This is a genomic window from Pseudomonas sp. KK18 (genome assembly GCF_037094675.1).
Classification (GTDB): Bacteria; Pseudomonadota; Gammaproteobacteria; order Pseudomonadales; family Pseudomonadaceae; genus Aquipseudomonas.
In genome coordinates, this window is the sequence record NZ_CP146605.1 from 4,735,528 (window position 1) to 4,749,371 (window position 13,844).

The 13,844-nt window shown below is 62.9% G+C and carries 14 protein-coding genes; 5 read left to right on the top strand and 9 right to left on the bottom strand.

The window, feature by feature from the left end:
- Window positions 1-92: 92 nt before the first annotated feature.
- Window positions 93-599, top strand: a complete 507-nt coding sequence (locus tag V6607_RS21365; protein ID WP_003212456.1) for a sigma-70 family RNA polymerase sigma factor — start codon at window positions 93-95, stop codon at window positions 597-599.
- The gene (locus V6607_RS21370; protein ID WP_003212454.1) at window positions 596-1,348 is read left to right on the top strand and encodes an anti-sigma factor; all 753 of its coding nucleotides are present in this window, start codon (window positions 596-598) and stop codon (window positions 1,346-1,348) included. The genes V6607_RS21365 and V6607_RS21370 overlap by 4 nt, the downstream gene beginning before the upstream one ends.
- Here V6607_RS21370 and V6607_RS21375 read toward each other — a convergent pair.
- Genes V6607_RS21375 through V6607_RS21405 form a run of 7 tightly spaced genes read right to left on the bottom strand, consistent with a single transcriptional unit; the run spans window position 1,345 to window position 7,715 of the window.
- The gene (locus tag V6607_RS21375; RefSeq protein WP_008431490.1) at window positions 1,345-2,307 is read right to left on the bottom strand and encodes a spore coat U domain-containing protein; all 963 of its coding nucleotides are present in this window, start codon (window positions 2,305-2,307) and stop codon (window positions 1,345-1,347) included. The genes V6607_RS21370 and V6607_RS21375 overlap by 4 nt on opposite strands.
- A 37-nt stretch (window positions 2,308-2,344) precedes the next feature.
- On the bottom strand, window positions 2,345-4,738 hold the full coding sequence (locus tag V6607_RS21380) for a fimbria/pilus outer membrane usher protein (RefSeq protein WP_134326998.1): 2,394 nt from the start codon (window positions 4,736-4,738) through the stop codon (window positions 2,345-2,347).
- Between the two features lie 41 nt (window positions 4,739-4,779).
- Window positions 4,780-5,565, bottom strand: coding sequence for a molecular chaperone (locus V6607_RS21385; protein WP_134326999.1), 786 nt, complete (start codon window positions 5,563-5,565; stop codon window positions 4,780-4,782).
- Between the two features lie 26 nt (window positions 5,566-5,591).
- Window positions 5,592-6,092 (bottom strand): spore coat U domain-containing protein, encoded by a 501-nt coding sequence (locus V6607_RS21390; RefSeq protein WP_008431486.1) that lies wholly within the window; start codon window positions 6,090-6,092, stop codon window positions 5,592-5,594.
- Between the two features lie 4 nt (window positions 6,093-6,096).
- Window positions 6,097-6,633 carry a spore coat protein U domain-containing protein gene (locus tag V6607_RS21395; RefSeq protein ID WP_023658978.1) on the bottom strand — a complete coding sequence of 179 codons (537 nt, stop codon included), beginning with the start codon at window positions 6,631-6,633 and terminating at the stop codon, window positions 6,097-6,099.
- 18 nt (window positions 6,634-6,651) lie between these two features.
- On the bottom strand, window positions 6,652-7,194 hold the full coding sequence (locus V6607_RS21400) for a spore coat protein U domain-containing protein (RefSeq protein WP_017476956.1): 543 nt from the start codon (window positions 7,192-7,194) through the stop codon (window positions 6,652-6,654).
- Window positions 7,188-7,715, bottom strand: a complete 528-nt coding sequence (locus V6607_RS21405; RefSeq protein ID WP_023658979.1) for a spore coat U domain-containing protein — start codon at window positions 7,713-7,715, stop codon at window positions 7,188-7,190. Before V6607_RS21405 ends, V6607_RS21400 begins: the two co-directional genes overlap by 7 nt.
- A gap of 193 nt (window positions 7,716-7,908) precedes the next feature.
- Between V6607_RS21405 and zapE the strand changes: the two genes are divergently transcribed.
- Together zapE and V6607_RS21415 are read left to right on the top strand one after the other, a co-directional pair.
- Window positions 7,909-9,024, top strand: coding sequence for a cell division protein ZapE (gene zapE / locus V6607_RS21410; RefSeq protein ID WP_134327000.1), 1,116 nt, complete (start codon window positions 7,909-7,911; stop codon window positions 9,022-9,024).
- Between the two features lie 10 nt (window positions 9,025-9,034).
- Complete coding sequence (locus V6607_RS21415) at window positions 9,035-10,357, top strand: leucine-rich repeat-containing protein kinase family protein (RefSeq protein WP_134327001.1); 1,323 nt, start codon at window positions 9,035-9,037, stop codon at window positions 10,355-10,357.
- Between the two features lie 123 nt (window positions 10,358-10,480).
- Here V6607_RS21415 and V6607_RS21420 read toward each other — a convergent pair whose 3' ends face one another.
- Both V6607_RS21420 and V6607_RS21425 read right to left on the bottom strand, forming a co-directional pair.
- Window positions 10,481-11,188 (bottom strand): YebC/PmpR family DNA-binding transcriptional regulator, encoded by a 708-nt coding sequence (locus V6607_RS21420; RefSeq protein WP_003212432.1) that lies wholly within the window; start codon window positions 11,186-11,188, stop codon window positions 10,481-10,483.
- Window positions 11,189-11,297: 109 nt separating this feature from the next.
- Window positions 11,298-12,611 carry an MFS transporter gene (locus tag V6607_RS21425; protein WP_102369529.1) on the bottom strand — a complete coding sequence of 438 codons (1,314 nt, stop codon included), beginning with the start codon at window positions 12,609-12,611 and terminating at the stop codon, window positions 11,298-11,300.
- Window positions 12,612-12,877: 266 nt separating this feature from the next.
- Here V6607_RS21425 and V6607_RS21430 point away from each other — a divergent pair, with 266 nt between their 5' ends.
- Entirely contained in the window at window positions 12,878-13,750 is an 873-nt protein-coding gene (locus tag V6607_RS21430) for a LysR substrate-binding domain-containing protein (RefSeq protein WP_003212428.1), read from the top strand.
- Window positions 13,751-13,844: the final 94 nt, after the last annotated feature.

Genomic DNA, 13,844 nt, shown 5'->3' on the forward strand with positions numbered 1-13,844 from the left:
TTCCCTGGCCTGCTGTTTATTTTTATTGGCCTGGAATAACCTTCAACGCCGGACGTCTTCCTAGTCCCAGCGTAGTGACTAGCCAGAATCCCATGCACGAACTCGACGAACAGTTACGTGAACTCATCCCCAGGTTGCGGCGTTTTGCCGTGTCCCTGACGCGTAACACCAGCAGCGCCGACGACCTGGTGCAGGCGAGCCTTGAGCGCGCGATCATCAGTTGGGCCGACAAACGCCTCGAAGGCGACTTGCGCGCCTGGCTGTTCTCGATCCTCTACCGGCAGTTCCTCGACGCCCATCGGCGCTCCCGGCGGTACACACGCATGCTGGAATTTTTCACCGGCCGCGATGATTCGCAGCCGTCGGTCGAGCGCACCGTCATCGCGCAATCGACCCTGCAAGCCTTCGACAAATTGAACACCGAACAGCGCGCCCTGCTGCTGTGGGTCTCGGTGGAAGGCTTGAGCTACAAAGAAGTCGCCGACATCCTCGAGGTGCCCGTGGGCACCGTGATGTCTCGCCTGTCGCGCGCGCGCCAGGCCCTGCGCCAGCTCAGCGACGGCGAAATCACCAGCCCTGCCCTGCGGATACTCAAATGATCAGCCTGCCTCCCAGCGAACGCGATTTGCATGCCTACGTCGATCACCAGCTCCTGGACGCCGACCGCCGCCAGCTCGAAACCTGGCTGGCGGCCCACCCGGACGTCGCCGCCCAGGTGCACGCCTGGCAACAGGACGCGCAGCACCTGCGGGCATCGTTGAGCGGCGCACTGCAACAACCCGCCAACCCCGAGCTGGACCCCGCCCTGATTCGCCAGCGGGTCAAACGCCAGTCACGCCGCCATCTCGCAACCGCCGCCATGCTGTTGATTGCCGTCAGTGTCGGCGGCCTCGGCGGCTGGCAGGCCCGCCAGGCCACGCTGCTCGAGAGCATGGCGCCCATGAGCGACGCGATGCAGGCCTACCGCCTGTTTGCCCAGGACGGCATCCTGCCCGCCGACTACCACGTGCAAAGCGGTGGCGACATGCAAGGCTGGCTCGACCGTTATTTCAACCAGGCCTACCGCCTGCCGGACCTGAGCCAGGCCGGGTTCAAGGCGGTCAGCGGGCGCCTGCTCAGCACCGAACAAGGCGCGGCGGCCATGGTGCTGTATGAAGACCCCCAAGGGCGGCGCATCAGTTTCTATATCCGTCCGCCGGGCCCGGAAAACAAATTCCTGCCCCGTGGCAGCCGCAGTGCCGACGGGCTGCAGGCCGAATACTGGTCGGGCGCGGGCTACAACTATGCGATGGTCAGCCCGCAAGACCCGTCGACCACGCAGATGCTCAAGCAGACGATGCGGTTCTAGAAGGCCACATCCAGCACCACGTTATCGACGTAGGTGCCGGCCGGCGGTGTTGTCTGGTTGGTATAGATCGCGGCGTTGTAGTTGAACACCTGGCTACCGGTACCCAAGCCATTCCCGGGATTCACCTCAGCCGTTGAGCTGGCGCGCCGGGCGGTGCTCACGCTGCCCCAGCGGGTGGTGGTGGCGCTTTTGAAAATGTCGTAATTCAGGAAATTGCTGCCAGAAACCATCCGCCGCTGCCCACCCACACTCACCGGGTTCTGGCCATCGCTGATGCCCACGGTGTAGGCGCTGCCCTTGGTGCAGGCAATGGTGGCCTGCCCGTTCACGCTGGAAAAACCACTGACTACCGGCGCACTGCCGAAGGCGATGTTGGGTGCAGAGATTGTGCAGTCGTTAGCCACGGTCATGCTGACGGTCAGGGAAGCCGTGCCACTGCCGGTGTCCCGTATGACACAGAGAGAACCCACACCGAGGACCGAGCAATAATTCCAGGTCCAGGCAATGCTTAGTGTCTCAGTATAAAGGCCGGCCGCCACATTGCTGCCGATGATGGAACTCAGATAAAGCGGCACGGTTTTCGTGCCCGGCCCGGATACCAGCCCCAGGCTTTGGGCGATGCCGGTGGCACCGAAATCGAATTGGGTTCCACGGGTGATCGGATAACTGGTGCTGTTACTGCCGTAGATCGTATAGCTGATGATATCCCCAGTGGGGCCGACCATGCCGCTGGTGGCCGACGTGATGGTTGCATAGAAGTGATCATTGGCTGCCAGCAACGAGATCAGCGTGGCCCCACAATTCAAGCCGGCATTGGTGGTGGAACTGGTCTGGGGAGCGGTGCGCACCGTCATCGAACTGATCGAGCCAAAGCCGGCCGGCGAGGTGGTTCCCGGCACCGAGCACGCGGCCATCACCTGTGTCGAAAAGCCCAGCCCCGCCAGCACCAGCAGCCCCACTATGCATTCCTTGCCCCGCACACCCACACTCCTTATCTCATTGGCAAACCAGTGGCCCGATCAGCGGCACCTGTGCTTCGTTGATATCCAGATCGAACGTTGCCTGGCAGGTACGGCCCTCACCCACAGTGACTTGCAAGGTGTTGTGGGCCGCCAGGTTCTCCAGGTACACCAGGCCGTCCCAACCCACCACCGCCCGCGCGCCGGTTTGCTCGTGACGCACCTGGCTGCCCAGGGGCAGTTCCTGATGCTGGGCATCCACCAGGGTGATACTGGCCGCGATCACCCGGCGCACCGGGAATTCCAGCAAATAGCCGCTGCCGCGACGCACCGCCACCCGCTGCTCGACATTCGGCGTCTGCACGGTGACCGGCAGGTTCAGCGGGTCGATTTCATATTTGCCGCGGTAATAAGCGCTGCTCCACGGCACCAGCAGATGCCCGTTGCGATCGGTTTCACCCACTAGCTGGTTTTCGTAAAGCACCGGCACCCCGGCATAACCATCGGTGCTCACCACCACAAACGCGTCATTCACCCGATTAGCCGCGAACACTTGCTTGTCCATCCACACCAACGAACCGCTGGCATCCGCCCAGCGGGTCTCGGCGTCGCTGCTGCCATAGACGCCCGCCTGCAATTGCACCGACTGCATGCGCCAGGTCAGGTCGGCCTGGCGATAGGCGGGGCCGTCGCCACTGGCATACCCCAGGTTGTAGCCCACGCCGCCTTCGGACGGCACCGCCCGGCTGTAGTTGACCCGCTGGCGACTCTCGCCGGCCTGGCTGCGCTCGTTGCTCAAGGCCAGGCTGCCATAGATGTCGAACGGGATGACCAACTGCGCCTGCATGGCCCAGTTGCTGTCACCGACCTCGCGGTTGGCCGACAGGTAGAAACTGGTGTTGCGCCACAGCTGTTTGCTCCAGGTGAGGTTCATCAGCCGGGTGCGGGAGTCATCGGCCGCCTGCACATCGAAATAGCCGGCACCGATGCTGCCGAAATCGTTGAGGTTCAGGCTCAGGGTCACCTGCTCGCTGCGCTTGCTGAGGCTCGCATAAGGCGTGTCGACCAGGGTCAGGTCGGCGTATTGGTCGCGGCGTTCTACTCGCTGGTATGACAGGCTGTAGCGCTGGTTGCTGTATTGATAACCGAAGCTCAGTTGCTGGCCGGTCTCGCCATCAAACTGGCTTTGGCTGAGGGCGGTATTGAGCACCCCGAAGTTGCCCAGCCGCACGTTGCCGCCGAGCCCGCCCAGGGTCAGGTCGCCTGAGGCTTCGGCATGGCTTTCCAGGGTGAAGTAGTCCGACACCCCGTAACGAAAGGTGCCGCTGGCCACGCCCGGCCCGTAGCCAAAATCCCGAATGGTGTAGTCGCGGCGCAAATTACCGGCCGCCACGGAAAAATCCGACAGGCCTTTTTGCAACAACGTACTGGTGACGTAGAACGGCACGGTGGTCGACACCTGCCGGCCCAGGGCATCGGTGGTGACCACCACCGCTTCGCCGGCGCCGTTGATAAACGGCACGTTGGTCAAGGTGTAAGGGCCCGGCTGCAGATCTGCGCTGCTGGATTTGTAGCCATTGATGAACAGGTCCACCGACGACGGCACCGCCGCCTCCCCGGCAAATTGTGGCAAGGGGTAAGTCACCAGGTCCGGGCGTACGCCGAAATCCCGCGACACTTGCACCCCGCCCAGGCGTACCGAACTGCTCCACGGCAATGCGCTGCTGATCACGTCGCCCGCCTCGTAGGTCAGCAGGCGCTCATCGTCGGAAAAGCGCCAGGTGGTGTCATAGCGCCGGTAGCCATTGTTCAAAGTGCTGCCGCTGGCCTGGCCGCCAAAGGTGGTGCGGTATTGGCCGGTATTGGACAAGGTGCCCCAGGTATCGAACAGCCGCACTTCGTTGAAAATGCCCAGGTATGTGCCGGCGTCATCGGTGTCGTTCAGGTAAGCGTCATAGTTGAGCAACGCACCAAAACTGGTGAGTGCCTGGGCGCGCGGGTAGTTGTTGCGGCTGCCGATGAACTGCGCCGGCAACCACGCCGGCGGTACCGTCAACATGAGGCGCTGGCCCTGGCTGTCGTAATCGGTGTGCAGGCCCGGCAGGTGGTCCAGCGCGACCTCGGTGGTGATCTCGGCCGGCAGCTTCATGCCCACGTCCCGCAAGGTGGCCGCCGGCACAAACAGGCCGCCGGCGCGCTGATCCACGGCCACCACCCGGCCAGTGTCCATCTGGTTGACCACCAGTTCGAGGAACAACTGTGCATCGGCAACAGCCTCCATGTTGCTGGGCGGCGGCGGCAACGGCGCGGCCACGCCAAGCGGCGCAAGCACCAGGCCCGCCAGGCCGCCCACCACCCACACCGATCGCCATCGACTACGAGCCCAACCATGGCTCACCAAGGCTTTGTGTCCATCAATGGACATCTCCATCCGTTAAGACCAAGGGCTGCTCCATGCCCTATTCCATTGCGTTACCGTCCCGGCGCAAGGTTCTCCAGTTGCGTTGCGCCATTGACTCGCACCTGCAGCGGCTGATCGCCCGCGACACCTTGTGGCACCGGCCAGCGCATGGTTGCGCCCGGCAGTACATAGCCGAGCAGGCCGTCAACCAGCGGCCGGGTCTGCCCGCCCTGCTTGAACGCCACATCGGTGAGCCGCGCGTGCACCGCGCCCTGGTTGCGCATCTCCACATAGTTGCGCCCGCCGACGGTGACTTTTTTCCAGCTCAGGTCAGGCTTGCCCGCGCCCTTGGGGTCGCGCTGGCGTGTCGCATCTTCCTTGCTCCACAGGCCTGCGCCGTAGGCGAACAACGGCACCGAATAACGCATCTGAAAGCGGATGGCGGCGGCCGTCTTGCCATCGGCTGCGGGGGTTTCAGGGGTGGCGGCGGGGATTTCGTCGATGATGATCCGATAGGCCAACTCCTGGCCCGGCGGCACTTCCCGGGTCCGGGTCAGGCGCACCAATTGCTTCTGCCCCGGTTCGATCTTCGCCACCGGCGGGCTGCCGATCACGTCGCGCTGGTTCTGGTACTGCTCGTCAAACCCGCCCTGGCTCCAGGCAAATACCCGGATCTGCAGGTTCGCAGTCTCTGTACCGCGATTCTCCAACCACAAGGCGCTGGCCTGTTGATCGGCCTCCAGCACCGGGTCAATGGGCCAGATCAGCACCGAACTGGCAGCCTGGACCTGCCCGGCGCCCAACGCCACCAGACCGATAAAACCCGCAACCCAATACCGCCGGGAAGCTGCAAACATAGATTCCACTCCTCATGCCAATGGCCTTACCAGGACAGCTGCACCTGCAGCACGTCGCTGTACGTCCCCCCAGGCTGATTACCCGGTAACACCACCCGGCCGTAAATCGGCAGGGTTATATTGTTCGCGTTGCTGTAGGCCACGCTGACGCTTTGACTGATCCCCAGGCTCTGGCTCAGGGCCGCGTCCTGAAACAGCTGGTACGCCACTTGGGCACTGCCGCTATTGAGTTGCATGTGCCGGCCACTGGCGTTGTACAAGCCGCCGTTGACGCTCATGTTCAAGGTGACTCCCGGGGTGCATTGCAGCGTTACCCCGCTGCTCAGCGCCACCGACACCGTGCTGGTGGACAACGACGAATAGCTGCCGAACGCCAGGCTGCCGTAGTTCGTGCCGCCGCCCACCACCAGGCAGCCTGCGGCAATCGTCGCGCTGACCTGGATCGTCTGGCTGGTCACCGCCAGCAACGACAACGGCATTCCCCAACCCGTGATGACCGCCAGCGTCGCCCAGCAGGCCCGCTTCATGGCACTAGAACGTCAGTTGCACCGACACCGTGTCGGTGTAGGTACCCGCCGGCAGACCTGCCTTGCCCACGGCCTGGCCGTAGATGTTCACGGTTTGCGCAACGCCCGTGCTCGCGCCTACGTTGATGGTTCCGTTGATCGCCAGGAGCGTCGAATGCCCGGTGTCGGTGTAGAAGTCATACGGCACATAGTTGGCCACGCCGTCGTACAGCGCCCGGGTGCCGCCCGTGGACTGGCCGTCATGGGAGCCCGCGCCCACGGTGATCACCGGCGAGGTGCCCGAGGAACACTGGATCGACAACGCGCCTCCACCGCCACCCAGCACCTGGCCGGACTGCGTGGTGAACTGGCTGTTGGTGGTACCGAAATTGATCGTACCGAAGTTCAAACCGGTGGTGCCGCCCACGCCGTTGACCAGGCAACTGTTGGTCAGGATCAGCGTGGAGCTGATCTGCCCGGTGACCGTCGTGGCCGCCTGGGCAGCCGATACCCAGGCCAGTGCGACCAATGGGAGAACTGCTTTAGATACAAGTGCATGCATGATGTCCATCCTCATGAATTACCAATCCAGAGTCACCGTCAGGGTGTCTGTGTAGATGCCGGCCGGTAGGGCCCTGGTATTCGCCACCACCGAGCCGAATACCGGGATCGGTACCTGTGCGCCCTTGGTCACGACGAAATTGCGTTGCTGGCCGATGCTGTAGGTGCTTCGGCCCGCAGGATCGGCCGACAGCCGATACGGTATGGTTTGCCGGCCATTGCTCAAGCGCCGGGTGACGCCGTCGCCGTGGGCGCCGCCGTCGATGGTCACGGTGAAACTGCTCACCACCGACGGGTTGCAGGACACCGCGAGCGCGGCCTTGTCGCCATCACTGATGCCGGCACCCAGGCCCTTGTCCCAAGTGGGTCCGTGGCTGCCGAAATCCAGCAAGGCCGAGCCGCCATCCGGGCTCACCGGCGCGCTGTCGGTGCCTTTGCTCACCTGGCAACTGGCGGTAATCACCAGCCGTGCGTGAATCTGCCCGGCGACCGCCGCCTGGGCGTCCTCGGCCAGGAGCAACAGGCCGCCCAGCGCGATGCAGGCCAGGGCGCGGCTTACCATGTCACCGTCACTTTGAGCAGGTCGGAATAACGCCCCACGGCCGGTATTTCCTTGAGCGGCTCGATGCGTCCATAAAGTGGCAAGTCCACCGTGCCGGAATCGGGCACACGGCCGCTCAACGGTACGTCCACGGCCAAGGGGATGCGGCGTGCGGCATCGGCATAAATTCGATAGGGAATGGGTTTGATCGAGGGGGCAGCAGCGCCCAGGTAACGTACTTCGCCGGCGCCGCCATGCAGGCCGCCGTCGACACGCATCTGATAAGGCGTATCCGGGTTGCACTCCAGGCGTGGCTGGCGCTGGCTGATCAAGGCTGCACTCAACGGGCCTGCCGGGTCATCCAGCCGGGAGCCGCTGCCGAAATCCAGTACGCCGAGCTGCTCGATCCCTGCTTCACGCGTGGTGCCGACCAATTGGCACCCCCGCTGCACGTCGATACGCACCTCAACCTGGAGCTGGGCACCATAAACCGTGTTGCAGAGCATCGCGCTCATGATTGCCAAGACTGCGTGTCCCTTCACTGCCCCAAATCCTTATACAGGGGTGACTGCTGTGTATGAGGTTAGTCACTTGAAGGGAATCCGCCAGTCAGGTCGGTGTTTTGGATCCATTGACCCATGCCTTTTCCAGATAGCTCGCGCTGTGCTTCTCTATTGGTCAAACCGCGACCGGCGCTCTAAAGTGAGCGACCACCGAAACACAGAGTGACTGACATTGGCTGCTTTACCGCCCCTGCTCAAACGGTTGCTGGGTAAAACCGCGGCGACCACCGCCGCCCCCGGTATCAGCGCATTCTTCCAGGGCAAGGCCCGGCAACAGGGCTATACCCTCAGCCCAAGCCAGCAACAGGTGATCGAGACCATGGCCCGGCAAACCGACCATCTGCTGGCCGGGCGCCCTACCCGCAGCCTGTACCTGCACGGCGCCGTCGGCCGGGGCAAGAGCTGGTTGCTGGACGGCTTTTTCCAGGCGTTGCCGATTGCCGAGAAACAGCGCGTGCACTTCCACGACTTTTTCGCCCGTCTGCACCAGGGAATGTTTGCCCATCGCCAGCAGCGCGATGCCTTGGCCGTGACCCTGGATGAGTTGCTCGATGGCTGCCGCGTGCTGTGCTTCGACGAGTTTCACGTACATGATATCGGCGATGCGATGCTGATCAGCCGCCTGTTCAAGGCCCTGTTCCGGCGCGGAGTCTGGGTGCTGGTAACCTCCAATTATCCGCCCGCCGGGTTGCTGCCGAACCCCTTGTACCATCAGCGGTTCAAGCCGGTGATCGAGCTGATCAGCGCGCGCATGGACGTCATGGAAGTCAGCGCCCCCCAGGATTTTCGCAGCCTGGCCCAGGCCCATGGCGATCAGCGGTTCAGCGCTGGCCAGTTCGTGTGGCCGGGGACTGCCGCGCAACGCCAAGCCCTGGGCCTGCCGTCAGCGGATCAGGCCCCGGTCAGCCTGACCGTCGGAGCCCGGCAATTGACTGCCCGCTGGCACCAGGACCGCAGCATTGCCTTCACCTTCAGCGACCTGTGCGAACAACCGACCGCCGTCATGGACTACCTGCAGCTGTGCCGCGACTATGAACGCTGGATCATCGACGGCCTGCCGCACCTGGCGGACTGTCCGATTGCCGCCCAGCAACGGTTCATCAACCTGGTGGACGTGCTCTACGACCAGGACAAGCAATTGGTGCTGATCGGCGAGCAGCCGCTGGAGCAATCCCTGAGCGGCCAGGCCATCGATTTGGCGCGCACCGCCAGCCGCCTGGGGCAGTTGCAGAAGATCGGGCCGCAACCCGCTATCATGAGCGCCATTCACGCCCCTATTGCCGAGTGACGCGCCGTTCATGGATACCCTTGCCCAACTCAAGGCCGGCCAATTGGCCGGCATCAAACGCCTGGACCTGCGCTGTGGGCTGACCGAGTTCCCTCGGGAAATCTTCGACCTGGCCGACTCCCTGGAAATCCTCAACCTGACCGGCAATGCCCTGAGCAGCCTGCCGGATGACCTGCACCGCCTGCCCCATTTGCGCGTGCTGTTCTGTTCGGAAAACGCCTTTACCGAACTGCCGCAATGCCTGGGCCAGTGCGCGCAGTTGAGCATGATCGGCTTCAAGTCGAACCAGATCAGCAGTGTCCCGGCGACGTCGCTGCCACCCTTGCTGCGCTGGCTGATCCTCACCGATAACCACATCAGCCAATTGCCGGACGAACTGGGTGAACGGCCTTTGCTGCAAAAACTGATGCTGGCCGGTAACCACCTGGAGCAGTTGCCGCAAAGCCTCGCCCAGTGCAAAAACCTCGAACTGATCCGCATCGCCTCCAACCGCATGACCCGCCTGCCGGACTGGTTGCTGACCTTGCCGAGCCTGACCTGGCTGGCCTACGCCGGTAATCCGGTAGAGATGGCCGTGGAAGAGGCCCGCCATGACGCGACGCCGAATATTCCCTGGTCCGAGCTGGAATTGAGCGAAGTGCTGGGTGAAGGCGCTTCCGGAATCATCCGCAAAGCGTACTGGGCCCCGTCAAACGGGCCGGTCAAGGCGGTCGCGGTCAAACTCTATAAAGGCAGCATTACCAGTGACGGCTCGCCCCTGCACGAAATGCACGCCTGCATCGCCGCCGGACTGCATGCCAACCTGATCAAGGTAGAAGGCCGTGTCGTCGACCACCCGGAAGGCCAGGCGGCGCTGGTGATGCAACTGATCGAACCGAACTATCGCAACCTTGCGGCGCTGCCGAGCCTGGCGTCGTGCACCCGGGATATCTACGAGCCCACCACCCGTTTCAGCGCGGATGTGGCGCTGCGCATGGCCCGGGGCATCGCTTCGGTGGCGGCGCACCTGCACGCGCAAGGCATCACCCACGGTGATCTGTACGGCCACAACATTCTGTGGAATGAAGCCGGTGAATGTCTGCTTGGGGACTTTGGTGCAGCGTCGTTTCACGCCACGGTCGACAGCCAGGAAACCCGCGCGTTGCAGCGCATCGAAGTCAGGGCGTTCGGGGTGTTGCTGGGGGAATTGCTGGAAAGGATTGATGCGGGGTTGAGCGAGGAAAAGCGCGTGGCGCTGGAAGCCTTGCGGGACAACTGCTGCCAGCCGGATGTGCTGGCCCGGCCCGGGTTCGAGGAAATCACAAGCTTGTTGCAGTTTTCCAAACTCCGCTAAACCCAATGTGGGAGCGGGCTTGCTCGCGAATGCGGTGTGTCAGTCAATACATGCTTGGCTGGTACACCGTATTCGCGAGCAAGCCCGCTCCCACATTTGGACCGGGTTCACATCAAATCAGAATCAACCCGCCAACCCGACGAACATGTCCTGCACGTCGTCATGGTTGTCCAAGCCTTCCAGGAAGGCTTCGACTTCGGCCATCTGCTCATCGCTCAAACCGCTCACCGGGTTCTTCGCGATGTAGCCGAGCTTGGCCGACAGCACGGTGAAGCCCTGCTCCGGCAAGGCTTTCTGCACGGCGTCCAGGTCGGTGGTCTCGGTGATGAACAGGGTCGTGCCCTCTTCTTCGCCTTCCTCGAAATCCTGGGCACCGGCTTCAATCGCGGCCATTTCCGGATCGGCTTCCGGGCTGTCCGGCGAGGCTTCGATCAGGCCCACATGGTTGAAGTCCCAGGCCACGGAGCCGGACGCGCCGAGCTGCCCCTTGCGGAACGCCACGCGGATTTCCGCCACGGTGCGGTTGATGTTGTCGGTCACGCATTCAACGATCAGCGGCACCTGGTGCGGGGCAAAACCTTCGTAGGTTACGCGGTGGTATTGCACGGTCTCACCGAGCAGACCGGCGCCTTTCTTGATCGCGCGTTCCAGGGTTTCCTTGGGCATCGAGGCCTTTTTGGCCTGCTCCACCACCAGGCGCAAATGTGCGTTGGTAGCAGTGTCGGCACCGTTGCGGGCGGCAATGGTGATCTCTTTCACCAGCTTGCCGAAGATCTTGCCCTTGGCATTGGATGCCGCTTCTTTATGTTTGACTTTCCACTGTGCGCCCATGACTCACTCTCTTCTGTCCATCGCGCCGAGACGTCTACTGGCCGGCGCTTTGGGGGCAGAGTTTATAGCGCTGAAACACTCTAATCCACCAAAAAACCGGCCATGCCCCTCAGGTCCGCAAGGGATTGATGGCGCGTTCACGGTCGGGCACGAAGTCACCCACCTGCGCCAGCACCGCCGGCCTGGCGTTCCAGTACGGCATCAACACCAGCGAGGAAAACAGCGCGGCACCGGCAAACACGATAAACACCGTGACGGTGTCGAAATAGCCCGGCAGCAAGCCGCCAAGGATCGCCCCCACCGAACCGCAGCCGTTGACGAACCCCGCCGCCGTCGCGCCGGCCTTGGCGGTACCGAAGTCGATGGCGGCGGTGCTGCTGATCATCGAGTCCGGCCCGTACAGGGTCAGGCCCATCACAAACAGCAGCGCCATCACCAGCGCCACACTGCCGGTGTGCAAGGCGCCCATGAACAACGCCAGGGCCACGGTCAGCGCCAGCAGGCTGAGGACACAGGCCGGCATGCGCCGGGCGCCGAACAGTTTGTCGGACGCCATGCCGATCATGATCGGCCCCAGCAACCCCGCCAGCTCGAACGCCGTCGGCACAATCGCCGCGCCGACCTTGCCCACCGACGGCATCTGCTCATACACAATCACCGGCCCCCACAACAGGATCGCGTAACGCGCCGGTTTCAACAGAAAGTACGCCAGCCCCAGGGTCAACACCGTGCGGTTGCGCAAAATGGCCCGCAGCGGCTCCAGCACACTGGCGTTCTTCTCGGCGGCAGTCTGTTCCGGTTCCGGTTCCACTGCCGGTAACCCCACATCCTGTGGCGTGTTGCGCTGGAAAATGAAAAACAGCACCGCGACCACGAAGACCACAGCCGCACTGGAGATAAATGCCGCATGCCAGGTGCCGATCAGCGTATACGCCCACCATCCGGCAAACGGCGACGCCACCAGGCCACCAAAGGCGTAGCACGAGCTCCATAAACCCAGCACCCGGCCACGCTGCTGCGCCGGGAAGAAACTGCCAAGGTTCTTGCACAGCCCGGACCAGCCGGTGGACTGGGCCAGGCCCTGGATCAACATGCACGTGACAAAGATCGGTAACGTGGCAAATGTGCCCATCACCAGGGCGGCGGCGGCTGAAATCAGCAACCCGCCGAGTACCACCACACGCGGCCCGAAACGGTCGGCGAGCATGCCCCAGGTGAATTGGCCAACGGCGTAGGCCGCCAGGTAGATGCCATCCAGGTTGGCCATCATCATCTTGTCCAGCGGGAAACTCGGGTCGTCGACGATCCCCAGCTTGGCCACCGAAAAAGCCTTGCGGGTGAAATAGAAGGCCGCGTACGCCAGCCAGGTGATGGCGAAAATCTGCACGCGCCAACGCTTGATGTGACTCAAGGGAGTATTCATGGTGGTTCTGACCTCGGGTGTGAGTGTGCCGGCAGAATGAAAAGCAAACGCCTGTATTTTTATTGTTGAGCACTGCAGTACCGGCGCTTGGAGGGGCGCGGTATTGGTCAGATGAGTCCCGCTGGTGAGCACGCAGAAGACCCATGGCCGCCGAAGGTGTAGGACTCGACCTACGGCGACTGGGGCTATCAAAGCAATGGCTGACTAATAGGTAAAATCGATTTATCGTATTTCAAATATAAGCTGAGCTTGTAAGAGGTTTCGCGATGTCGGTGTCTCACGCGCAACTCAAAGCCTTCCATGCGGTGGCCGTACACGGCAGTTTTACCCACGCCGCCGAACGCTTGTTCCTCAGCCAACCGGCCATTTCCGACCAGGTGCGCAAGCTTGAGGAACGTTTCGGCGTGCTGCTGTTTCATCGCAACAAACGTTCGGTGCGCTTGACCGACCTCGGCGAGCGCCTGTTGAGCATCACCCAGCGTCTGTTTGCCGTCGCGGCGGAAGCCGAAGAGCTGTTGCAGGATTCCCGCGCCTTGCAAACCGGCACCCTGACACTCGCGGTGGACGCCCCGGTGCATGTGCTGCCGCAGATTGCGCGCTTCTGCCAGTTGTACCCGGGCATCAGCGTGAAGATCGAAACCGGCAACACCGATGAATCACTGTTTCGCCTGTACAACTACCAGGCCGACCTCGCGCTGCTGGGGCGCGATGTGGACGACGAGCGGCTGCTGTCACTGCCGCTGCCCGATGACCAATTGCTCGCGTTTGTCGCCCGCAACCACCCGTGGGCGGGCCGCGAGTCGATCTGCCTGGCGGACCTGGACGATACGCCGCTGGTGTTGCGGGAAATCGGCTCGGTGACCCGCCAGACCCTGGAGCAGGAAATGCACCAGGCCGGGCTGCGCATTCGCCCGGCGATCCAGGTGGAAGGCCGCGAAGCCGCGCGGGAGGCGGTGGTGGTGGGGATTGGCGTGGGGGTGGTGTCGGCTGCGGAGTTTGGCGCAGATTCGCGGGTGTATGCGATGCCGATCCGTGACTGTACGCAGCGGATGAAGGAAACACTGGTGTGCTTGAAGGAGCAGAGTTCGCGGCGGGTGGTGGCGACGTTTCTGGAGATTGTGCGGGAAAGTTTGCGGTGAAGTTGAGGGCCCCTTCGCGAGCAAGCCCGCTCCCACAGTTGACCGAGTTCTACCGATGGAACGCGGTCGAATGTGGGAGCGGGCTTGCTCGCGA